Below are 22,952 nucleotides of genomic sequence, written 5' to 3'. Positions count from 1 at the left end.
TTCACTCTCTATCAACTCCATGCTTATTGCCCTAATCCTCGCTCGAAAAGAAATTCAGCTCCCTTTTTGACATCCTTCCTACCAAGCGCATTTCAACCGGGATTATCATGCTATCACTTTGATCTGCCTTGTTTACCAAGTTGCAAATTTAGATTATTTCTTTAACTTTGCATCGCAAACACTATTTTTTATTAGTAACTATGCGAAAAGCAGGGTATCATTTTAATTCGGACACATTATCTTTTGATAAAATAGAATCATCTTTAAGAAAAAGGCTTTGGAGATTATTCAAGAAATTCTTTTCTAGTTTCTCCTTGGCTATTGTCATGCTATACTTGGTATATGCTTTCATTGATTCCCCGAAAGAAAAACTTTTAAAACGGAAATACGAGGAAGTTCTCACTCAATATAGTTTATTAAGTAACAAGGTAGAACACCTGGATAACGTCTTAAAAGATATGGAATCCCGGGATGATAACATTTATCGGGTGATCTTCGAAACCGACCCGATCCCGTCATCCATTCGCCGGGCAGGTTCCGGGGGTGTTGACCAGTACGAACATCTGAGACAAATCGACAACGCGGATCTGATTATCGGAACAGCCAAGAAAATAGATGAATTATCAAAAGCAATCTATATTCAAAGTAAATCCTTTGACAAGATTGAAGAACTGGCCAAAAACAAAATCGACATGTTAGCCTCCATTCCGGCTATCCTTCCGGTATCGTTGAAAGACAAAAATACACATCAGGTAACATCTTCATTCGGCTATCGGATGCATCCCATCTACAAAACCCCAAAATTCCATGCAGGCATGGACTTCACGGGTACTATCGGGACCCCGATCTATGCAACTGGCAACGGTGTAGTTATCGAAAGTAAATTTGATAAGGGATATGGCCGTCACGTGGTTATCGACCACGGATTCAGTTACAAAACGCTATATGCCCACATGGATAAAATCCTGGCTAAAAAAGGCCAAAAAATCAAGCGAGGGGACGTTATCGGATATTTGGGCAACACCGGACTATCCACGGGACCTCACCTACACTATGAAGTACGGAAAAATGACAAGCCGATAGATCCCATAAACTTTTATTTCAACGATCTCACCCCCGACGAGTTCGAGTTGTTAGTGGAGACCGCAAATAACACGGGACAAAGCATGGACTGATCCAATTTAAATTTTAGATTTAGAGATTCTAAATGAATGTATAACACCGAAAAACGAAACTTGAAAAGCTAATTTTCAATTTTCAATTTTCAATTTTCAATTAAACATGGTGGCTGAAGAATCATTAAAGTTGTATTATTCTATCGGAGAAGTAGCCGAGATGTTCGGAGTCAACACGTCATTGATCCGGTTCTGGGAAAAAGAATTCGACGTGATTAAACCTCACAAAAATAAAAAAGGGAACCGTCAATTTACGAAAGCGGATGTCGATAATTTCCATCTGATCTACCATCTAGTCAAGGAAAAAGGAATGACCCTAAAAGGAGCCCAGCAACAACTCAAGAACCGGAAGGACGAAACCGAATTACACTTCGAGGTCATAAAACGCCTGAAAGGAATTAAGGAAGAATTGTTATCCATCAAAAGCCAGCTACCGTAATAATTTAGATTTTAGATTTTAAATTCTAAATTTTAAATTCCAAATATGTATATAAAAGAGATTATTTCGCTCATAGAAGCCTATGCCCCGTTAAAACTTCAGGCAAGTTTCGATAATTCCGGATTACTTTGCGGGGATCCGGAACGGGTATTAACATCCATACTACTATGTATTGATGTCACCGAAGAGGTTGTAAAGGAAGCGATTGATAAGGGACACAATTTAATTATTTCCCACCATCCACTCATTTTCAGCGGGCTAAAACATATTACTCCGGCAACTTACGTGGAGCGCTGCGTGATTGATGCCATCAAACACGACATCACTATTTACGCTGCACACACGAACATGGACGTGGTTGCCAACGGTGTAAGCGGACGTATGGCAGATAAACTCGACCTGCACCATCGACAGATTCTTCAACCGGAAGGAGACCCGATGGACGGTAACGGATTCGGGATTATCGGCGAGTTACAACAACCCGTTGAAAGCATGGCCTTTTTGCAGCAAGTAAAAGAAATATTCCGGTGTGATAGGTTACGTTACACAACACCTCATACATCCTCCATACAACGGGTTGCCGTTTGTGGTGGAGCCGGAGCCTCCTTTTTCAAGCAGACCTTGGCCAGACAGGCCGACATATATATATCCGGGGATTTCAAATATCATGACTTTTTCCTCACGGAAAACCGCATTATGATTGCCGATATTGGCCATTACGAAAGCGAACAATTCACAAAAGAGATATTTTATGAGATACTTACAAAAAAAATATCTAAATTTGCGGTTCAGTTTTCTGAGATTAATACAAATCCGATTAAGTATTTATAATATATGGTGACGAATAACAATGAGAAAATGCAAGAGCTGACAGTTGAAGAAAAACTGCAGAACCTGTATGAATTACAAAGAATTGACACCGAGATCGATAAAATCAAGACTCTACGGGGAGAATTACCGTTAGAAGTTCAAGACCTTGAAGACGAGATCGCGGGATTGGAAACACGTATCGAAAACTTGAAGGTTGAATTAGGCGAACTTGACAAAACCTCTTCCACTCGGAAAATGGACATCAAGAAAGCCGAGGAAGCGATCAAAAAATACAGTGAACAATTGGATAATGTTCGTAACAATCGCGAATACGATGCTTTAAGCAAGGAAATCGAATTCCAGAAACTGGAAATTGAATTACAGGAAAAGAGAATCCGGGAAGCTCAAAAAGCAAAAGCAGAAAAAGAAGCGCTAATGGAAGAATCCAAAAAGCGTTACGAAGACAAAGTATCTGACTTGGAGGCTAAAAAAGGTGAATTGAACGACATTATCAATGAAACTCACAAAGATGAAGAGTCTTTGCAAACCAAATCGGAAGAACTCGCAGCAACCATTGACGAACGTCTATTAACGGCATATCGCCGTATCCGTTCCAACGCCCGCAATGGATTAGCCGTTGTAACCGTTGACCGTGATGCATGTGGTGGATGTTTCAACAAAATCCCGCCACAGAGACAGTTAGACATCCGTTCTCGGAAGAAAATCATCGTCTGCGAGTACTGTGGTCGTATTCTCATCGATAAATACATCTGTGACTACGACGGTTCGCAACAAAAAGCAGACCTTGAAGCTCTCCTGGATGCACAAAAGAAAAAAGGAAGAAGACTTAGAAAATCAGAAGAATAAAAAAACAAGGCTGCTCGACAAGGCAGCCTTTTTACGAATATATAATTTTAATCTGAATTAAAATGATCCCAACAAACTATGATCCGCGAACGAGCGAAGAGAAATGGTATCAATACTGGTTGGAACACAGATTTTTCCATTCCACTGTTGATAAAAAGAGAACTCCGTATTGTATTGTAATCCCGCCACCTAACGTCACGGGAGTCCTGCACATGGGACACATGCTGAACAACACGATACAGGACGTACTCGTCAGACGCGCCCGTTTACTGGGTAAAAATGCTTGTTGGGTTCCGGGAACCGACCATGCCTCCATTGCCACGGAAGCCAAAGTAGTAGCCAAACTTAAAAGTGAAGGCATCGAGAAAAGGGACCTTTCCCGGGATGAGTTTTTAAAACACGCTTGGGCATGGACTGAAAAGCACGGGGGGATCATCCTCGAACAATTAAAGCGATTGGGTGCATCCTGCGATTGGGACAGAACCTGTTTTACAATGGACGAAGTCCGTTCTGCCAGCGTGATAAAGGTATTTATCGACCTGTATAACAAAGGACTTATCTATAAAGGAGTCCGGATGGTTAACTGGGACCCGTCGGCCAAAACAGCCGTATCCGATGAAGAAGTTGTTTACAAAGAGGAACACAGTAAATTATATTACCTACGTTACCGTATTGAAGGGACAGAGGACGAATATATCATCATTGCCACGACCCGCCCGGAAACTATCTTGGGTGATAGCGCCGTGTGCGTGAATCCCAATGACGAGCGTTTTCGTCATCTGGCCGGCAAGAAATGTATTGTCCCCTTGGTTAACCGGGTGATCCCGATTATTCAGGACGAATACGTGGATATGGAATTCGGTACCGGAGCATTAAAAATCACCCCGGCACACGACATCAATGACTACGAAATCGGTTATAAACACCATCTTGAAACCATCGATATTTTCAATGACGATGGTACATTAAACGAGAATGCACAGCTTTTCGTGGGTAAAGATCGTTTTGTTGTGCGTCAAGAAATCATCCCTGAACTGGAAAAAGCGGGTAACCTTGTAAAGATAGAAGACTACAATAACAAGGTAGGATATTCCGAGCGGACTAACGTGGTTATCGAACCTAAACTATCCATGCAATGGTTCCTGAAAATGAAGGAACTAGCCAAACCGGCCTTGGATGCCGTGATGAACGACGATATTCTCCTAACCCCGGCCAAATACAAGAACACGTATCGCTATTGGATGGAGAACGTGAAAGATTGGTGTATCAGCCGCCAATTATGGTGGGGTCACCAGATTCCGGTATACTACTTGCCGGATAGCAACGACTATGTGGTTGCCGCAACTCCCACGGAAGCAGTACAACTGGTGAAGGAGAAATTCGGCAAAGACATCCCGGTTGACCAATTACGTCAAGATGAAGATTGTTTGGACACTTGGTTCTCGTCTTGGCTGTGGCCTATCTCCGTGTTCAACGGCATTTTGGAACCGGACAATGAAGATATTAACTATTACTACCCGACAAATGACCTAGTTTCCGGACCTGATATTCTGTTCTTCTGGATGGCAAGAATGATCATGGCCGGTTATGAATATCGCCACGAGAAACCGTTCTCGAACCTGTACCTCACGGGAATCGTTCGAGATAAACTCCATCGCAAGATGTCCAAATCTCTTGGTAACTCTCCGGACCCGATTGACCTGATCAATCAATATGGGGCTGACGGTGTACGGGTTGGTATGTTATTGTGCGCTCCCGCCGGGGGAGACCTTCTTTTTGATGAAAGTCTTCCGGAACAAGGACGTAATTTCACGACTAAAATATGGAATGCATTCCGCCTAGTCAGCAACTGGAAAGTCGCAGACTTGGAACAACCCTTGCATTCTAAATTAGCTCTTGAATGGTTCGAACAATACTTGAACAAGTGCAAAGAAACCTTGAACACCCAATTCGAGCAATACCGGATCTCCGAGGCTCTTATGACCGTGTACACCGGATTCCGTGATGAGTTCTCCTCTTGGTTATTGGAAATCATCAAACCGGGATTCGAACAACCGATTGACCAGATCACTTATAATAAGACCATTTACCTCTTCGAGGAAATGTTACAATTACTTCACCCGTTCATGCCGTTCATCACGGAAGAGATCTGGCAGAACTTGAGAGAGCGGAAAGACGGAGAAAGTATCATGGTTTCCGTGATGCCAATCCCTGGAAAATACGACGAAAACTTCTTGAATACCTTTGAAAACACGAAAGAAGTGATCGCCGGAATCCGCACGATTCGCAAGCAAAACAACATTGCCTTCAAAGATGCGATTTCTTTAAGAGTGAAAAGTAACGACCGCTACCCGCTACAATTCGAGAGCATTATCTGTAAAATGGGTAATATCCAAGATGTAGAAATGGTCAACGACACGGTAAAAGGAGCATGGAGCTTTATCTGCGACACGGTTGAATACTTCATCCCCGCTGTCGGAGAGGTCAACACAGAAGAAGTCAGAGCCAAACTGCAAGCTGATCTAGCTTACGCCCAAGGCTTCTTGGCATCCGTGATGAAAAAACTCTCGAACGAGAAGTTTGTCAGTGGAGCCCCGGCACAAGTTGTCGAGAACGAACGTAAGAAACAAGCTGATGCCGAAGCAAAAATCAAAGCCATTGAACAACAATTGGCAGAATTGAACTAAGGTATCATTTCAAACATAAAACAAGCAGTCCGACAGCGGACTGCTTGTTTTAAAAAAGATATAAGCCATGAGACCGTTGATACTTTTACTATTCATCTTGAACTCAGCCCTGATTATTTCATGTAACTCAAATCGGAATCGCTCGGAAAATAAACAAAAACCGGAACAATCCTTTCTGTTACACGGCCCAATACAAGAAAGCACGGCACCTAAAAATCTCACGGCATATTTCGATTCCTTACAACAACAAGGTTTCTTCATTCCCTATCACACAGATTCCACCGAGCAGCAAAAAGTCATACACACGGTAGCACTCCTACAAAAATACCAAATAGGAGAACGTAAATACTACCCGGCAGAAGAGGTTCAAGCAGCCTTGGAACTCATGCGACATGAATTAGGCTACCGCCAGAACCATCGGGGTGAAGAGCTAACAACCGAAGAAACAGGCTTCTTCTTCCGTTTTCTCGAACAAGCAGCCCGCCTATGTCCGGATGTACATTTATTAGCTGACGTAGCCTCTGCAGACCACAAAGTCGGAGTCATAAATTTTCAAGAATGGTCATACAACCCCTTGTATTCATTCCTCCTTTACGAGAACGGTAAAGGTGGTTGGAACACCGTAGCCATTGATACCACCGGATACATAAAGATCGAGAAGATATTCACCTTACAAAAGGACGGACAAACCTACTATCTTCTTTCCAACAACTTCCAACTACTCGGCTTTTCACAATTCATTTTTATGATTGAAAACGGGATCGCCTCATTATTCCAAGGCAAACAATATGAGGAATCTATAAACCAATGGTGTGAATTCTACCCGGAAGACGCAACCATCATCTTCAATCCTCAAAAGATATGTTGGAACTTCTGCCATAAAGTCGGAGAACATTACCAGCAAATCGAAGGTACAAAAACGCTTTATTTAGAACTTGCTAAAGAACAGTCATATTTTCATGTAGAATAGTTTAATTATTAATTTTCCGTTTTTTTAAAAGTGATCCCAAAGGCATTAATATCGGCATAAAGAACACCAAAGCTATAATCGAAAATAATAGCCCACCGATTGTACCGATCGCAAATGAAAACCAAAACTCTTCTGCTTTCGGCCCATCAATCAAAAATGGGACCAAGCCAAGTACCGTTGAAAACTATCACTTTGTCCGGGAGCAAAGATAGTTCAAGTAATGATATGAAGCAGAGTATTCACAACAAGCAAACAATAAAACATTGCGATATCAAACTCACATTATATTTTAGCACTTTAAATAACATGAGTTCGATATAAGAATAAATTTATATCTCTGAATAATAAAAAATAGACTTATTAAACGGCCCACCTATTCACGCTCCAGTTCCGCCTTGATCTCATTTATCACGCTTTGAGGCCGCAACGGATATTCCAATACCCTACTCGTCACGTTCCCGGCCTTATCTATAATTTTATACGTTGGGTATCCGCGTACCCTCATCTTCTCGATGATCATCTGCTGTTGTAGAGGTGGTAAATTATAATGCACAATATTTTTTCCCGTAAGATCAAATTCTTTGATAACATTTTTCCACGCCTCTTCCGGTGAGCTATAAGCAAAATACATAAATACCACTTTCTCGTTCTCGAACACCTTCTCAATGTCACCCATCAATGCCAACATATTCTTACAAGGTTCACACCACGATCCCCAGAAATCGAGCAAAATCACATTTCCTCGATAAGGTTCAATCAACGCCTGCCAAAGAGAATCAGCATCCGAGATATGACTAAATTGCCCAACATCAATCAGACTCGCCTCGTAAGCTAATTTCTTACTAGCAATCTTCTGGTAAACAGCACTGGTCTCCTTCACCTTCCGGTTTAATATAGGATTTGAAATTCTAGCATCTGCCAATTTCATCATTCCCGGTAACAATGGCTTATGATCATACTCCATTCCTGTCATAAACAATTGTGCATAGCAAAGTTCTTTCAATAAAAGATCGGAAACCAGCGTGTCATAGAGTAACAACTCGTATTCCCGGGTGATAACTTCCTCCTGTTCCCGCACTTCCGGTATGGAACGATATGCATTCAATTTACCATAAAGCATAGAGTTGCCCGCTATTACCGCCTGAAACGCATTTGTATCCGCAATTTGCTGCCGACTCAAGTCCAAAATCTTTCTGTTGATATTTTCACAAGTTGCTATATCTTCTGTTGTCAATTCCTCAAACCTTCCGCCCTCCTTCAATCTCCTTAACGCCTCATAAAAACGATCATCGGGAATATAAGCCATCCCCATCCCCTCAATATACCTAAATTTTTGATGATCCACGTAACCGGTATAATCTCGCAAAAATGTTGAGTAACGTTGAGTTATAAAATAACATAAAGGTTCATTTACCGAAAAATGAGCGTTCACATACTCCATGTATTCAGGCTCAAACCGTTGCCTCCTACCTAGATTAAACCGATTTTGCATCAACGTCGCCGCGAAGTAGTATTTCCATTCATTTTCTATCGCCTCCCTGCATCTCTTTGAAAAATTCGGATATTTCCCACAAATAGAATCGAAACATGCCACCGACTTCAAATAATCGGCCTCAGCCAAGCGCAAGAACTCCATATCCGAACGGGCAATTTCCCTCAACTCGTACATATCTCTCATCCATAACGGATAAGGGAAACACGTGTACTCCTGATGAAAACGAGCATTCTTCCCCATGAATAACACATCCTTTTTCCCGTTAATCATCTCTTCCTTCGACACATTCGGAACCGTTTTCCAGTCCGAAGCATCCGCATATAACAAAACCGTCTCCCCCGGCTCAACAATAATATTTTTCCACATCCGTCCCCACTCCAATATAACACGCTGAGGCGCACTTACGGTAAAATGAAGTGTAAACCGCCCGGAAGAATCGATTGGAGCAACGATTTCTCCTCCATCTTCTCCCAACAATCCATTATAGCTACAAGTAAATGTGTACCCCCGTAACGCCGGATGTGTCACCTTATCAAGGTTACGAATATAACCGCGTATCGTGACGGTATCGGTAATCACGAGAGGTCTTGAAAAGGAAACAGTATCAACTCCTACCCATGCGACAAAATTTTTACCATTACACGGCCGAAATTCTTCTGCTTTTGCACCATCACGTGCTATAAAAATATTCCCGTTCTTCCCCTGCTTGATCTTGAGTGCTATCGTCTGATTGCCATTTTCCAGTACAACCTCCATTCGTTTTTTTCCGAATTCCACTCGTTTATATTTCCAGAAATCAGAACATGCAACAGCCCCATCTTCATAAAAACCATACTCCCAAGCTCCCGTTCCGGAATTCGCCCAGTTACCCAAAAAATTACTGTTTACAACTTTTTGCCCCACAACTACCGAGGGAATCACGAACAGCACAAGAAAGACCAGTTTTAAATAATTCATACATTACATTTTTGTTGTTCCTTCACTCGAAATCATCCGAGTGAAGGCTATAAAGGTAACAAATATATCTTTACCTTCGTTTGGGTTTCACTTTTAAATCCGGGTGACGCATATCATACACTTTTTTCCCGTATGCCGGAGTGGCGACCAAATCAGTAGGGATTTGCTTTCCTTCTTCCAAGGCTCGTTTCAACAGGTATTCCAAACCCTGCACGTAATAAAAATGGGGCATGGCATCATCCCGATCATACACATTATAAGCGACATATCTCAATCCTCGAACTTTGTTTACCAACGTTTCATAAGGCAATTCTTTATCTGTATATTCCGGGGATACTCGCACATAAAACGCAAGTAATTTCACGAACTTATGCTGGTCGATCGACGGATCTGCTTTCAAACGCTCGACTTCGGCAAATGCCTCATCATACTTTTTCTGATTAAAAAGATCGGTCATCACACGCATCTTGATATTAAAATCTTTTCCCTCGAAATCACATAACTCCTTTATAAACTGAACCGGGGCATAAGAGGTCGCCTCCATTAATTTCGTATCTACTTCCTTTTTACCGAATAATTCCGTGAATTGTGAATAATTATCAGAAACTTCCTTCACGTAAGGATTTTGATACCCGATGATACATTTACAATACAACTTCCACACGTCAGGCTCTGTTAATTTTGCCCCTTTAGAAATCAACTCATCAAAATATTTCTGAACCTCCCGACTTCCAGAAGACTTTTTATAACGGATATAATCTTTCAGAAAATCCAAATCATATTTTCCCACAGCATACTTCTTATCCATGTACACAGAGCCTAATTTCGGGTTAATTCCCCCTTGAGCATCATAAAGAAAATCCTCTACCGGTTTGTTACTTCCACTCCGATGTACAATCTCTTGATTCTTCGGGTTTACAAAAATATAAGTCGGGTAAGAATTTACTCCATAGCGTTTTGCCAGCTCCCGTCCCTCTCCTTTTTCAGCATCAATCTTCAGACAAACAAAGTTCTTATTATACACATCGCCTACCTGCGGAAGTACAAACACGGTCAACGACATGTTCAAGCACGGACCACACCATTCCGTGTAAAAGTCCACAAAAATCTTCTTTTTCTCTTTTTTCGCTAAAGCAATAGCCTCATCCCACGTTCCATGAAAAAAGCGAATTCCGCTTTCCTGCGCAGTAACAGGAAGCAGAATCGCTAAAAATAATAAATTCAGTATTATTTTTTTCATCTTTCAATTCTATTTTATGATTACCTTTTTAAATGCACGTGCTCTATAATAAGAAGTATTCTCTCTAACCTGAGTTACTTCCATATTGCTAGTGAAATTCATCATGTGGAAGCATTTTGTACCACTCGCATCAGTTACCGTTGATGAAAGATATGCATCCAATTTATTGGTATTCACCACACTTTCTCCTCCAATCTCTTGCAACTTCTCATTTATCAACGTCAACTTGCCACTGATTGCCTGCAATTCATTGAAAGCGGGAAGATACCAACCGCCTACCCCTTTATACTCGTATTGGGCAGCCCAGATCAATCCGCTCTGGATATTGTTCAAAGGTTTTGACAGGGTGGCATTTTGCTGCACGTGTAACAACGTGTTATTTTCTCCATCATCATAATCCGGAGTAATAAAATTCGTACCGAAATCACCAAAATTAATCGTTTGATAACTTCCTTGTGTGGTAACTTCCTGTAAATTGATAATTTTTGCTTCCCGGATATTCTTATTATTCACCCAACAAACCACACCTACGGGTTCAAATTTCTCGTTATAATAAATATCCCCCACTTCAAAATAGGTCTTCGGGGCGTTCAGATAGAACGGGATTTCACAATTTGCTGTTGCTTGATTACTCGTAACTGTGAAGGTGATCGTTCCTTCACGTTCAATATTCCCGAAATAATCAAGAGGGGCCGTCAACGTTAATTTCTTCCCTTCAATTCTAGGATTCCAACTTTGAGGGGCATCTATCGAAATTTCAGCACCTTCGCTGTAATTGAATGAGATTTCGAAAGTCTGATTACATTGGGCATCTATCTCCTTAATATTGGTTGACACAAATAAATTTGCGGGATTATAGTTCAAGGGGTGACTATTCATAAATTCCCACATATCATCCAAACACTTTCCGGCATTAATCCCGTGTCCGATACCAGCAAGCGAATAGATTTCGTAATCCGCTTTACCCCCACGCCAAGAACGAATCGTAACATCCGCATATCCTTCATACCTAGCCGTATCTATTTGCATATCAGATTCAAAATACCCACCAATCTCCCGAGCCCACTTGGTCATATTCGTGAGGACAGCACTATGCTGCACTATGTCATCTATCTCTCCGGCAAATACCCTCACGGGTACCGCACGACTCGGAAACGGCTCCACGGAAGCACTTTGTCCTGCACGAGGAGTAATCGCAGCAAACACATCCGACCTATGCAATGCCAACGTGAAAGAAAATATGGCACCACTCGACTGTCCCGTGGAATAAATCCGGTTGGGATCCACCCGCGGCTCATTGTCTTGGGTAAAATATTTCACCATGGCATCCACGAACGGAAGACTCTTCGTGTAACCATCCCCGGCCCAGTTCACCGCACCACTGGTATCGGCCTCATTGCTAATCTCTACCGATCCCGCAGGATAACAGATAACAATATTCTCCTTGATCGCCTTTTGACATAAGAAATTTGCTTCCGAAATATTAGCGAGCGGATCCGCAATTTCATCCGGTCCGTCAAACTCATAACTTCCATGGAACTCGAAAATCAAGGAAATCGGTTTATCGGGACTCAACGTCACAGGCATGAAATACTTGAATCTCCGCTCGACCAAACTATCCCCCTGCTGTACCATTAACTTCACCAAATGCATACCGGGAACAAGTTGTCCCTCGGGAAGGAGAGTATCTTTTTTCGTCGTGTCAACAGGAACCTCATCCACATTCACGTCTTCCTTATCTTGGGACAAGTAAGCACTCGTGTCGTCCGTACAGGAAAACATGGCAATAAAAGAAATCAATATAAATAAAATCCAATATTTTCTCATAACTCAAAATCTTTATAACTTAAATGTTATCTTTTAAAGTAACCCCGTCTTGTAAACACCCGTTACGCCAATACGTCTGGTATTTAATCTCCACATCCACGGGAATTCCAGCGATACCACGGGCTGATTTAGCCTCATTGTATTTGATTTGTTTATTGGAAACATCCAAATCAAAATAGAGGATATCCCCCATCAGCTCATCGGTCATGGCTTCTGCATCCGTGCCATAACGAGACACACCCAACAACAACGTTTTCTCGCTACGAGACACGCACACATCCGTGATAACGGCATTAGCATCGTAGCCGTATTGAGTCAAGTCGAACAACTTATGACTATTCCCCGGAACAACATTTCCCAACATATCACTAATCGTATAGCAATACACCGCATTCCCGACCGTAAAATACAAATGATCAACATAATTGGGGACATAGAACTTCGAGGAACTCGTGATAACTCCCCCGCTAACCTCTTTCACCAAGGCTTTCGTGCGAACCTTACCTCCAATTCCAATACCCGGACCATTTTCAAGCATCACCAAACGCGTCTGTGTGCCGTTATTCAAAATCGCCAAACAACGATTGTTCGGACTCAAATTGGTCGCACTTCCCCATATCAACTCATAACCAGCATACGTTGGAATAGGATCCACGTCTCTCCCTCCGTCACCTTCACGCATGAAACCACCGTCATAGAAAGTGAATTTCCCGTGAACCTTATCAAACATGATGAAATCTCCTTGCTTTCTCCCCATATCTCCATTAGGTCCCAGTTCACTATCAGACATATCATCCCAAAAACCGAAAGGACACAAATAACCACCATCATAACGACTCCCTATATTCGCCTTAAACGTCGCTTTAGCAGAAGTATTCGTAGCCGTGTAAACGGTAAACAACTCTCCCCCGGAAATTTCAAAAAAATACTCTCCTTTCTGGAATCCGCTTCCGTACGGATTTGTTCTCCAAAAAGAAACCGAAGAGGCCATAAATTGCGTTTGATAAATAAACCCATCCCCCTCATCTTCATCCTCCGGAGGCCAAGTAGCAATCCCCTTGTACGCCCCTGCCGTTAAATAAGGCATCACCGTATCCCTCATCATCGTGCTTTTATCCAAAAGAGAAGCCTGATCATCACACAACACCAACAAACGCCCCTGTGGACATGTCACCGGCCAACCTTGATTTGACTCCATATAAGTCAGCTGAAGTCGTTGAGGATTCATCCCCAGATTCTCTCCATAACGATCGGCATAATAATTCATAACCCAATTAGAAGGCTTGTCCAAACGTAAGTAAGAAAGCTCCGCACGTCCTTTATACTTGCTGAGCACGACAATCAAATCGGCCGCAGTAGAAGAACGGATACTCAAATTAAATGGAGTATAATATTGAACCCCCGTTTTCTTGTCCGTCACGATGTAACGACACTTTTTCTCTCCGGTCGTCAAGTTGATTCTCAAATTCAAATCTTGAGTTTCGGCAAGAATACTGCTTTGGATTTCCCACGCATACGTGAATCGAGAAGTATCGCTGTATTGCGTGCCCTGCAAAACGGGTACTATTTTTAAACTATCGTCCACATCCCGCACGTAATCACGTTCAATTCCCTCCACGTGCAACTCGTTAATATCCCGGTAACTATAATTTCCAAGATCATCATAACAAGCGGTTACTGCCAAACCGCCCAACAACATACTGAATAATGATGCGTGTACTTTTTTCATATTCGTCATTTTTCAATGTTTACTATTCTATAGGTTCCAAACCATTCATGGTAACTCGCATTCCCGTAACATCATCAATCACGACCGTATTTCTCAAATATCGATCCATACTATTAACGTAAGATTTAATTTCAGGAGAATTACGATCATAAGGAATACTTCCGTACGTGGCTAACTCCTCATCTCCAATCTCTTCGATAAGAAACTTCCATTTTTTCGGGTGGTAAAAACCAAATGAACCGGACAGACTCCCTTGCCACCACGTCGGCTCTGCCATAAAATCGTTGAAAACAATCTTTCGTTGAATCCCACCGTCCAATCCTAAAGCAAAATCATCCGTGGCCTCCAATTTCAACTCCAACCGTATATTCTCTCCTTCAGCATAATCCTTAGACAACGCCTCCCGAAGGACCACAATATACAACGTGTCTGTCAACTCGTTGGCACGGAACGTCTGCAGGCTATTAAAAGCCAAATAGTGTACGCCTTCTACAGCCGTGGTGGAATCAGCAACAATCGACACTTTATAGGTTCTATCTCTATCGGAACCATTTCCCAAATATTCCACGGGTAATTTCAACGTATCCTCTCTTACTTCACTGGGTATAAGCCCGAAAGAAAATAACGTCGAATCGCTATAATTACGATTTCCATTCCAGTCAACGGTATAATGTTGAAACTGTATTCTATCCTTTCCTTGATAAGGATAATCAATATCTTGATCGCAACTCCATAATAGTGCGACACAACTCAATAAGAAATAATATGATAATCTATTCATTTTCATCTATATTTTAACGTTCATTCCGATTCCCTGATTCTATTTCCGCATCCGGTAAAGGGAATACGAAAATATCATCACTCGCCTCGATAGTTCCCGTGAGTCCTCCCGACAAATTCAATCTGTTGCGCTTATGCGCAAACCACATTTGCCCTTCTCCAATGTATTCGCGTCTCATCTCCTTAAATATATCTTCTCTCGATAAGTACATCCAATCGCCTGCTCCCTCTTGATTTCCCCTGATTCGATGCCTACGCAACATATTCACGTAACGTCTGGCCTCATCCGGATCCGTGTCGTAAGTACACTCGGCAATCAACAAATACATCTCGGAAAGCTTGATCAAGGGCACTTTCGTCGTAAATATACTGTTACTGTCGGGAACATATTTGATGAAATCAAAATCGACATACCATTTGGAGTAACGGAAATCATCCTGGTTCCCATCATATAAATTATAAGATCCCTCCATACGTAAAGCTGTTGTACCTCCGGAAGTTTCCTTAAAAATCGATTTCGTGTAGGTGCTTAACTCTTTATTACGAAGCGAAAAAATATGCTCGTCAGAGAACAACAAATCGACCATATTCTCACTCTGGTCAATACTCGTGGCCTCCAATAGACGGAACTTTCCACTATCAATCACCTCTTTGGCCTTGCTGACAGCAGCAACATATTCTCCGCGAGCCTGATAAGCGCGAGCCAACATGGCTTTCACCGAATACAAATTCACGCGAGCCACGTATTTATCCATCTCGTCTTTCGCAGCCTTATCCACCACATCACCTGCCGACGTTGAAGTTCTGATCATATAGGGAACGACATTCTGTATCGGATCGTTTTGCAAGCATTTTTCTGCTTCCAACAAATCGTTAATCACCAATTGCACCACCTCTTTCGTCGAATACATCGGGGGCAAAGAAACGCCAAACTCTTTATTATACGGGATTCCTTCCGCATTCTGCGCCCACTTCACATCAGGAGCGAACAAACGATAGAGATCGAAATGCAAGAAAGCCCTTAAAGCCAACGCCTCGCCACGAATTTGATTACGATCTGACTCGCTCAACACTCCCGCATTTTTATCTGCCCACTCCAATATACAGTTGGCTTGCGAAATACAAGAATACAAATTATTCCACATCCCACTGATAATCGAACGACATCCGCTATTCTCGTAATCATAGTCTTCCCAATACTCGTAAGTTGAATTGGAATTGTAATATTGAGCCAAGACATCAACATACTCCATGGTCAACCGTCCTCCGTACATACTGGACTTTGACATGCTACTGTAAACACCGGCAAGTGCTTCTTTAAAACCTTCTGCCGTATTGAATAATTTATCGTCATCCACTTTGTTGTCCAATTCCACATCCAACCAATCATTGCAGGAGGTCAGCGAAAACAACAATCCGATGAAAATATATAATCTCTTCATACCAATTGATTTTAAAATGTTAAGTTAAATCCCAAAGAAACAGTCCGTGCGAACGGGTAAGAAGTTCCTCTCTCCTCCTTTATCGTGGATATACGGAACACATCCGTCATGGAGAAGGTAAATTTACACCGTTCGATGAAAGTCTTTTTCAGCATGTCCCTCGGAATATCATACGTCAACGAAAGACTCGATAACTTCAAAAAGTTGCTCTTTTGCACCAAACGCGTAGACTGATAAACCGGGGTCTGGTCGTCAATACGACGGAACATTGCCTTATCACCCGGTTTTTTCCAACGATCGTACAATACGCGGCGGTCCGCATTTTTCTTGGGATCAGCCCCCTCCACCTTCGTGGCAAGTGTTTGATTGAATTGTTTCGCTCCCATCTCGTAGCCGAAATTCATGTAGAGATTAAGACCTTTCCACGTCAAGTTACTATTAAAAAAACCTTGCAGCTTCGGGTTTGTATTTCCCACCTCCACTTTATCATTCGGATCATATTCAAAAGTCAAAGAACCATCACGTTTGATGTACACCTCGTTACCGGTTGCCGGATCGATACCCATAGAGCGCACCAACATCAATGCGGTTTGAGAACGTCCCACTTCATACATCCGGAACACCTCGCTACCCCCCTTGTTATTTTCTATATCCATCGCCTCCTGATTCATCGCCTTCATCGCATTGGAAAGTTTCCGAATCTTGTTCTCCTCGTGAGCCGCACTCAACGTAACGTTCCAACTCAAATCGTTTTGTCTATCGTTAATCAAATTCAACCGCAAACGGGCTTCAAATCCTTTGTTATCCAAAGAACCCATGTTTTCCGTATAAGATGTGAATCCGGTTGAAGGAGCCACGTCGATATTAAGCAAAAGATTCTCTGTTCGTTCCAAATAAGCATCAAAATTCAAGGTGATGATATTTCTCCACACGCTCATGTCTAAACCGACATTATATTTCAACACATTTTGCCACTTTAATGCCGGATTACCGTAAGCATTAACAACAGCACCATAGATTCCGTTATACTCGTTATCACTATTATACGTGAATCGAGTTAAGGCTTGATCGGCAGAGAAATTGGTGGAACCCGTACTTCCTACAGAGGCACGCAGTTTCATGTAACCGCTCCCCGTCCAGAAATTCTCTTGATTAATATTCCATGCCGCACCGACAGACCAGAAAGGAGCAAAACGAGATTTACGTCCGAAACGACTGGAACCGTCAGTTCGATACGTCACATCAAGAATGTAACGATTATCCCAGTTCATATTGGCATTCCCAAAAAAGCCTACCAACCTCGACTTATCAAAATACCCGGTCGGTTTTGAATTTTTCTGGAATTGCAAAGCGTACGACGGATAAATCAACTTGTCGTTCAAGAAACCGGTCGCCACATACCCGTCATCCGTAGATTTTGAAGTCTGCAATTCCGTTCCAAGACCAAGACTGAAATAAAGTTTATCAAAGAAATTGTTATTATAGTTTACCGTAAGACTACCCTCCAAATCAACACTATTACCATTGCTTATCGTATAACTTCCTTTTTCTGACGCATCCGTTTTCCCCTCGAACTCAACAGATTCCGGTGACAAGTAAGCCTCATCACGATCCGTTTGTTTCGTAATGGCAATATTTCCCCGGAACATCAAGTGAGAGTTTGCCCACCACTGCAATTGAAAGTTATCGCGGATTTGGGTGTACTTCTCATAAGAGAAATTAGGTAACAACGAATTCACTAAAACGTTACGCACGACCGTCCCGTTCGCATCAAATTCCCGAATCATCTCTCCCGTTTCGGCATCGTAAATACGCTCATACGGGTTCATTTGAGCGTATTGATAAAACGCCCCGTAAGGAGAATTCGTCGCTTTCACATCATCAATAATCACATCATTCCGCGCAATCAATTTACCAGCGATGTCATAACTAAAATAAACGTTAATGCCATATTTCTCGCGTCCTGATTTTTTCATCACACCCTTGTCATTATCATATTTCAAGTTGACCCCGTAACGGAAATGCTCGTCACCACCCTCCAAGAATGCGCTGTATCGCTGATTCACAGAAGTTCTCAACGGTTGTGACAACCAATACGTGTTTACACCCCGTTCGATTTCCATCAAAACATCATTATACATGATATCTTTCTGTGCTTGCCCATCATAACTGTTAGCCTTATACACACCTGCAAGACGCTCGTACTCCAGTTTCTCGCGAGCTTCCATCAAATTATACGAGCGAAGATCCGGAATCGAGATATTGAAATTACCGTTCAACGTCACCTTGATTTCCCCGGCTTGCGGACGAACCGTCGTGATCAAAATAACCCCATTCGCACCCCGAGATCCATACAACGATGTTGCGGAAGCATCTTTCAAAATAGAAAATGCCGCAATACGGTTCATATCCATATCATACACTGTTTGGGCCGACACCTCGATTCCGTCCATAATATAAAGCGGGGCATTGGGATCCGTCCGGGAATCGTCCGCTTCACCACGTAAATCGAATCCTTTCTGACCGCGCACTGTAATTTCTGGCATACGGTTCGGGTCACTACCGAACTCATTATTTTCCAATGTACGAACACCCGGGTCGAAAGCTGAAATCGCCTGCAACAAGTTCAAAGAACCTACCTTACGAAGTTCCTCTCCTTCCACAACAACCTCCGAACCGGTTTGACTCACCTTCTTACGTTGGAAATACCCCGTGATTACGACGTCTTCCAACGCTTTCGTTTCCTCTTTCATCACCACGTCTATTTCCTTTTGGTTGGTATACGCCACTTCTTGCGTTTCCATCCCGACAAAAGAGAAGACCAGCGATACGTTCTTCTGATCAACCCACGACAACTCGTACTTTCCGTTCACGTCAGTCGAGGTTCCAATCGTGTTCGCCGTAGCACCCGGGATCTTCACTACCACGGTTACCCCGGGTAGAGGGCTTTTGGTTTCATCCGTCACCCGTCCTTTCACAGTCACTTTTTTTACAGGATCAGCGGCAATCGCCCGTTGTTTATCGACAACCACCAAGATCACATCTCCCTCGAAAGTACACTTTAAAGAAGTCTTCGCAAAAACCTCTTCCAGCACCTTCTCTACGGCTTCACTTTCGGCTTTCACGTCAAAACGTGAAATACTCGCCACATCCTTGTCGTTGTAAACGAAACGCAACCCCGTCTGTTTCCAAATCTCTTGGAACAACGTACTCATGTCGCATTGTCGCAAATCCAACGTAACGACCTGCTTTTGTGAAAAACCACTAGCCGTGGCCCCAAACACGAAAACAAGCATACAAATCGTAAACACTCTCATGATTTTAAAAATTTGAGAAAATTTCACCCTAGATAAGGCATAAAGTCCTTTCCATTCCATAAATTTGTATTTGAACAATTAAACATTGAATAGACCCGGTATTTCCGGCCATCTATTCTTTTTACCAATTCAAGAGATGGAGATGTGCCACCATCTTCATCTTTTTTACATACACACTATTAATAATTACACATTATTTACAACTGATCACGACGCTTTTTCCTTCCACCTGAAAACGAGCATCGGAAATCTTCTCGAAAAGAGTGAATAATTGATTCACATCCCCGTATCGGAATAAATTGCCGGACAAACGGATACCCCTCAACTCGTCATTCGTGTAGAACACATCCAAATTATACCAGATGCTCAATTTGTCCATAATATCTTCCAAGGATTCACTTCTAAATATAAAATTCCCGTCTTTCCATGCCACATGAGGTAAAACGTCCACTTCCATCATATGCAAGTTACCATCTGTTTCCCGGTACTCACCCATCTGTCGGGGATGCAGATCGATCTCTCCCATTCTTCCTCGTAGATTTACACGTCCTTCCACCAACACGGTTTTCACGATACCTGCGGTATAAGCATTAACATTAAACTGGGTTCCCAAAACACTTATATCCAAATCATTTACCTTGACAACGAACGGATGTTCCGGGTCTCCGACCACATCAAAATACGCCTCTCCTGCCAAGATAACTTCACGTTTCTTTCCTGTAAAATTGACCGGATAACGCAACTCGCTGAACGAATTCAACCACACCTTTGTCCCGTCACTCAATGTCAATTTAAACTCTCCTCCTTTAGGTACGACCACCCGATTATACAATACTTCCGAGCTACTTTCCCCCGCCGTAACATTATAAGTCATTCCCACAACCGAATCGACATTGATACAAGTTCCATCCACTTCCTTCAATTCTTGGGCATCCTTATCCACGTTAACAACCTGTCCGGATGCCATATAAAGTATAGCCTGCGACTTCCCCGGTTGTATACACTCCTGAACAGGTCGCATTTCCGGTTTTTCATCCCAGTACCGGAAAACACCTCCTACGGACAACAAGATAATGGCACAAGCGACACTCCTGTAAAAAACTCTCCGAAAATGTTGTTTCCGACGTAGCCGATCAAATTGAATAAAGTTCCCTTCGATCTTTTTCGATCTCTCCATCCAGCGCAACTCCAAATGAGTTTTTTGATAGGCCTGATAGTACTGACGATTTTCCTCGTTTGCCACAATCCACTCTTCCACTTTCTTCCGGTCCTCCGGGTCAAGTTCATTCAGTAAATAGCGCAATAAAAATGAATCCACATCCTCTTCAAATATCATAATTCGATCAATTAATGACATTTAGTAGAAGAGACTTGTTTTAAATTAAAGAGACTTGATTACTAAGTAGAAAGCATTACACAAGAGACAATAAATGCAAATAATTACGAGTATTATTAAACGATCGTTAAATAATACACGATCCATGTTCTATATATAATACAGATTCAAAAGCAAAGTCATTGAACGAGAAACATTATTTAACACATTAAAATGAAGTACAATTCACGAGATCACGCTTTGGCTACTGATTTACAACAAGACAGGCACAACCAATATATTAAAATACTTTCTTCCTTACCCGTAGTCTGCCTTAACTTTTTCAAGGCATTTACCAATAAAGTATTGACCGTTGCCACAGAAATATTCAACTCTGCCGCAACCTCCTTATATCGCATTCCTTTCAGGTATACACATTCAATTATGTCACGACTCCGGGAAGGCAATTTTTTGATTTCACGCTCTATCCGTTGAATAACCTCTTCTTCAATATTGTCATACTCCTCCCACGGTTTTTCAAGATGGGCAAAATCACAAACATACCGTACGGGATCAACTTTCACTTTAGCATTTAACGCCAAGTTACGAATAGAAACAAAAAGATAAGATCGTAACGTTGAAGGTTCCAATTTTTCCCCGATCCGTTTTTCCCACAATTTAATCAGAAAATCCTGAACCAAATCCTCCGACCGGGAAACATCGTTCAAAAAAGTATCCCCCCACACAACCAAAGGCTTATAATATTCCTCGAAAAGGAATTCCATCCCTTTCGCATCCTTATTTTTCAGTAAATCACATATCTGAACATCCTTCTGTTGCATATTTTCACGTTCACTTTGGCACAAAGGTATAAAATATTCTCTTTACATCATATCAACAAATGTAAACAAGTACGTAATAAAACATTGCAAATATCAAATCCGTATTATATTTTAGCACTTAAAATATAACCGTTCAATTATTCAGCTTATGAAAAGAACCATTTTACGTCTTACGTTCATCGTAGGAATCGTTCTGCTTTTCTTCCGATGCGCCACCGTGCCGCTTACGGGAAGACACCAACTTATCCTATTCCCGGAAGACCAAATGGTCTCCATGAGTTTAACCTCATACAGTAGCTTTTTAAAGGAAAACAAGCTATCCACCGATGCCGTCAATAAACAACGGATCAAAAATGTCGGGGCAAAGATCTCGAAAGCCGTTGAACAATATCTTGCCACAAATGGGCTGCAAGACCAGATTGCCAATTTTCAATGGGAATTCAACCTCGTGGCCAGCAACGAACCCAACGCATGGTGTATGCCGGGAGGTAAGGTCGTTTTCTACGAGGGGATATTACCCTACTGTCAGAATGACGCAGGAATCGCTGTCGTCATGGGGCACGAGATCGCCCACGCCGTGGCTCACCACAGCAACGAGCGCATGAGCCAGCAGGCACTCATACAATACGGGCAGGCCGCTGCCACCGAAATCCTTGGTCACGACCAGAGTGATGCGAGAAAAGCCATCTTGGCTGCCGCGATAGGTATGGGAACCAACGTAGGAATCACACTCCCCTTCTCCCGTAAACACGAGTACGAGGCGGATCACTTGGGACTGATCTTCATGGCTATGGCCGGCTACGACCCGAATGAGGCTGTCGCTTTCTGGACCCGTATGGCAAACGCATCAACAGGCAAGCAGCCCGAATTCCTATCCACTCACCCTGCCGACACAAAACGGATTGCCAAACTAAAAGAGGCCATCCCGGAAGCGTTGAAATACAAGAAAAACTAGAGTAACAACAAACGAGAAACAAACCATGAATGACAAGAATAAGGCATTAATTTACCCTTTCCCGTCATTTTCAAGGAGAAAATTTCTACTTTTGTTGAATCATAT

At 42.3% G+C, this 22,952-nt stretch carries 16 protein-coding genes; 7 read left to right on the top strand and 9 right to left on the bottom strand.

The features are described from left to right. Positions 1 to 200: 200 nt before the first annotated feature. The 6 genes from F1644_RS15395 (at position 201) to F1644_RS15370 (ending at position 6,948) form a co-directional block, all read left to right on the top strand. Entirely contained in the window at positions 201 to 1,175 is a 975-nt protein-coding gene (locus tag F1644_RS15395) for a M23 family metallopeptidase (RefSeq protein WP_027200388.1), read from the top strand. Between the two features lie 106 nt (positions 1,176 to 1,281). Beyond that, on the top strand, positions 1,282 to 1,614 hold the full coding sequence (locus F1644_RS15390; RefSeq protein WP_118305347.1) for a MerR family transcriptional regulator: 333 nt from the start codon (positions 1,282 to 1,284) through the stop codon (positions 1,612 to 1,614). A gap of 45 nt (positions 1,615 to 1,659) precedes the next feature. Beyond that, the gene (locus tag F1644_RS15385; protein ID WP_118305348.1) at positions 1,660 to 2,445 is read left to right on the top strand and encodes a Nif3-like dinuclear metal center hexameric protein; all 786 of its coding nucleotides are present in this window, start codon (positions 1,660 to 1,662) and stop codon (positions 2,443 to 2,445) included. A gap of 3 nt (positions 2,446 to 2,448) precedes the next feature. Beyond that, positions 2,449 to 3,291 (top strand): zinc ribbon domain-containing protein, encoded by an 843-nt coding sequence (locus F1644_RS15380; protein WP_087419705.1) that lies wholly within the window; start codon positions 2,449 to 2,451, stop codon positions 3,289 to 3,291. A gap of 62 nt (positions 3,292 to 3,353) precedes the next feature. Then, entirely contained in the window at positions 3,354 to 5,978 is a 2,625-nt protein-coding gene (locus F1644_RS15375; RefSeq protein WP_118305349.1) for a valine--tRNA ligase, read from the top strand. A gap of 67 nt (positions 5,979 to 6,045) precedes the next feature. Beyond that, positions 6,046 to 6,948 carry a hypothetical protein gene (locus F1644_RS15370; RefSeq protein WP_118305350.1) on the top strand — a complete coding sequence of 301 codons (903 nt, stop codon included), beginning with the start codon at positions 6,046 to 6,048 and terminating at the stop codon, positions 6,946 to 6,948. A 373-nt stretch (positions 6,949 to 7,321) separates the two neighbouring features. Here the strand turns inward: F1644_RS15370 and F1644_RS15365 are convergent, their stop codons facing one another. From F1644_RS15365 to F1644_RS15325, 9 genes are all read right to left on the bottom strand, one after another. Further along, the gene (locus F1644_RS15365) at positions 7,322 to 9,400 is read right to left on the bottom strand and encodes a TlpA family protein disulfide reductase (protein WP_118305351.1); all 2,079 of its coding nucleotides are present in this window, start codon (positions 9,398 to 9,400) and stop codon (positions 7,322 to 7,324) included. 70 nt (positions 9,401 to 9,470) lie between these two features. Then, positions 9,471 to 10,640: a thioredoxin family protein gene (locus tag F1644_RS15360; protein ID WP_118305352.1), complete on the bottom strand. Its 1,170-nt coding sequence runs from the start codon at positions 10,638 to 10,640 to the stop codon at positions 9,471 to 9,473. A gap of 9 nt (positions 10,641 to 10,649) precedes the next feature. Next, on the bottom strand, positions 10,650 to 12,467 hold the full coding sequence (locus F1644_RS15355; RefSeq protein ID WP_118305353.1) for a CE1 family esterase: 1,818 nt from the start codon (positions 12,465 to 12,467) through the stop codon (positions 10,650 to 10,652). 19 nt (positions 12,468 to 12,486) lie between these two features. After that, complete coding sequence (locus F1644_RS15350; RefSeq protein ID WP_158572046.1) at positions 12,487 to 14,196, bottom strand: PKD-like family lipoprotein; 1,710 nt, start codon at positions 14,194 to 14,196, stop codon at positions 12,487 to 12,489. A 22-nt stretch (positions 14,197 to 14,218) separates the two neighbouring features. Next, the gene (locus tag F1644_RS15345; RefSeq protein WP_158572047.1) at positions 14,219 to 14,977 is read right to left on the bottom strand and encodes a DUF4843 domain-containing protein; all 759 of its coding nucleotides are present in this window, start codon (positions 14,975 to 14,977) and stop codon (positions 14,219 to 14,221) included. A gap of 13 nt (positions 14,978 to 14,990) precedes the next feature. Continuing rightward, on the bottom strand, positions 14,991 to 16,418 hold the full coding sequence (locus F1644_RS15340) for a RagB/SusD family nutrient uptake outer membrane protein (protein ID WP_118305355.1): 1,428 nt from the start codon (positions 16,416 to 16,418) through the stop codon (positions 14,991 to 14,993). 11 nt (positions 16,419 to 16,429) lie between these two features. Beyond that, positions 16,430 to 19,795, bottom strand: coding sequence for a SusC/RagA family TonB-linked outer membrane protein (locus F1644_RS15335; protein ID WP_118305356.1), 3,366 nt, complete (start codon positions 19,793 to 19,795; stop codon positions 16,430 to 16,432). A gap of 133 nt (positions 19,796 to 19,928) precedes the next feature. Beyond that, complete coding sequence (locus F1644_RS15330; RefSeq protein WP_158572048.1) at positions 19,929 to 21,071, bottom strand: FecR domain-containing protein; 1,143 nt, start codon at positions 21,069 to 21,071, stop codon at positions 19,929 to 19,931. Positions 21,072 to 21,304: 233 nt separating this feature from the next. Then, complete coding sequence (locus tag F1644_RS15325; RefSeq protein WP_118305358.1) at positions 21,305 to 21,892, bottom strand: RNA polymerase sigma factor; 588 nt, start codon at positions 21,890 to 21,892, stop codon at positions 21,305 to 21,307. A gap of 148 nt (positions 21,893 to 22,040) precedes the next feature. Between F1644_RS15325 and F1644_RS15320 the strand changes: the two genes are divergently transcribed. Further along, the gene (locus F1644_RS15320; protein WP_118305359.1) at positions 22,041 to 22,847 is read left to right on the top strand and encodes a M48 family metallopeptidase; all 807 of its coding nucleotides are present in this window, start codon (positions 22,041 to 22,043) and stop codon (positions 22,845 to 22,847) included. The last annotated feature ends 105 nt before the right edge of the window (positions 22,848 to 22,952 follow it).

Source organism: Butyricimonas paravirosa, assembly GCF_032878955.1.
In the GTDB taxonomy this organism is placed as follows: Bacteria; Bacteroidota; Bacteroidia; order Bacteroidales; family Marinifilaceae; genus Butyricimonas; species Butyricimonas paravirosa.
The sequence above is the reverse complement of the archived record's forward strand: the minus strand, read 5'-3'. Positions and strand labels throughout refer to the sequence as shown.

What these genes read in the sequence shown, in the direction of transcription:
- F1644_RS15395 (WP_027200388.1), top strand. Translation starts at nt 201, where the DNA reads ATGCGAAAAGCAGGGTATCATTTTAATTCGGACACATTATCTTTTGAT.
- F1644_RS15390 (WP_118305347.1), top strand. Translation starts at nt 1,282, where the DNA reads ATGGTGGCTGAAGAATCATTAAAGTTGTATTATTCTATCGGAGAAGTA.
- F1644_RS15385 (WP_118305348.1), top strand. Translation starts at nt 1,660, where the DNA reads ATGTATATAAAAGAGATTATTTCGCTCATAGAAGCCTATGCCCCGTTA.
- F1644_RS15380 (WP_087419705.1), top strand. Translation starts at nt 2,449, where the DNA reads ATGGTGACGAATAACAATGAGAAAATGCAAGAGCTGACAGTTGAAGAA.
- F1644_RS15375 (WP_118305349.1), top strand. Translation starts at nt 3,354, where the DNA reads ATGATCCCAACAAACTATGATCCGCGAACGAGCGAAGAGAAATGGTAT.
- F1644_RS15370 (WP_118305350.1), top strand. Translation starts at nt 6,046, where the DNA reads ATGAGACCGTTGATACTTTTACTATTCATCTTGAACTCAGCCCTGATT.
- F1644_RS15365 (WP_118305351.1), bottom strand. Translation starts at nt 9,400, where the DNA reads ATGAATTATTTAAAACTGGTCTTTCTTGTGCTGTTCGTGATTCCCTCG.
- F1644_RS15360 (WP_118305352.1), bottom strand. Translation starts at nt 10,640, where the DNA reads ATGAAAAAAATAATACTGAATTTATTATTTTTAGCGATTCTGCTTCCT.
- F1644_RS15355 (WP_118305353.1), bottom strand. Translation starts at nt 12,467, where the DNA reads ATGAGAAAATATTGGATTTTATTTATATTGATTTCTTTTATTGCCATG.
- F1644_RS15350 (WP_158572046.1), bottom strand. Translation starts at nt 14,196, where the DNA reads ATGAAAAAAGTACACGCATCATTATTCAGTATGTTGTTGGGCGGTTTG.
- F1644_RS15345 (WP_158572047.1), bottom strand. Translation starts at nt 14,977, where the DNA reads ATGAATAGATTATCATATTATTTCTTATTGAGTTGTGTCGCACTATTA.
- F1644_RS15340 (WP_118305355.1), bottom strand. Translation starts at nt 16,418, where the DNA reads ATGAAGAGATTATATATTTTCATCGGATTGTTGTTTTCGCTGACCTCC.
- F1644_RS15335 (WP_118305356.1), bottom strand. Translation starts at nt 19,795, where the DNA reads ATGGAATGGAAAGGACTTTATGCCTTATCTAGGGTGAAATTTTCTCAA.
- F1644_RS15330 (WP_158572048.1), bottom strand. Translation starts at nt 21,071, where the DNA reads ATGATATTTGAAGAGGATGTGGATTCATTTTTATTGCGCTATTTACTG.
- F1644_RS15325 (WP_118305358.1), bottom strand. Translation starts at nt 21,892, where the DNA reads ATGCAACAGAAGGATGTTCAGATATGTGATTTACTGAAAAATAAGGAT.
- F1644_RS15320 (WP_118305359.1), top strand. Translation starts at nt 22,041, where the DNA reads ATGAAAAGAACCATTTTACGTCTTACGTTCATCGTAGGAATCGTTCTG.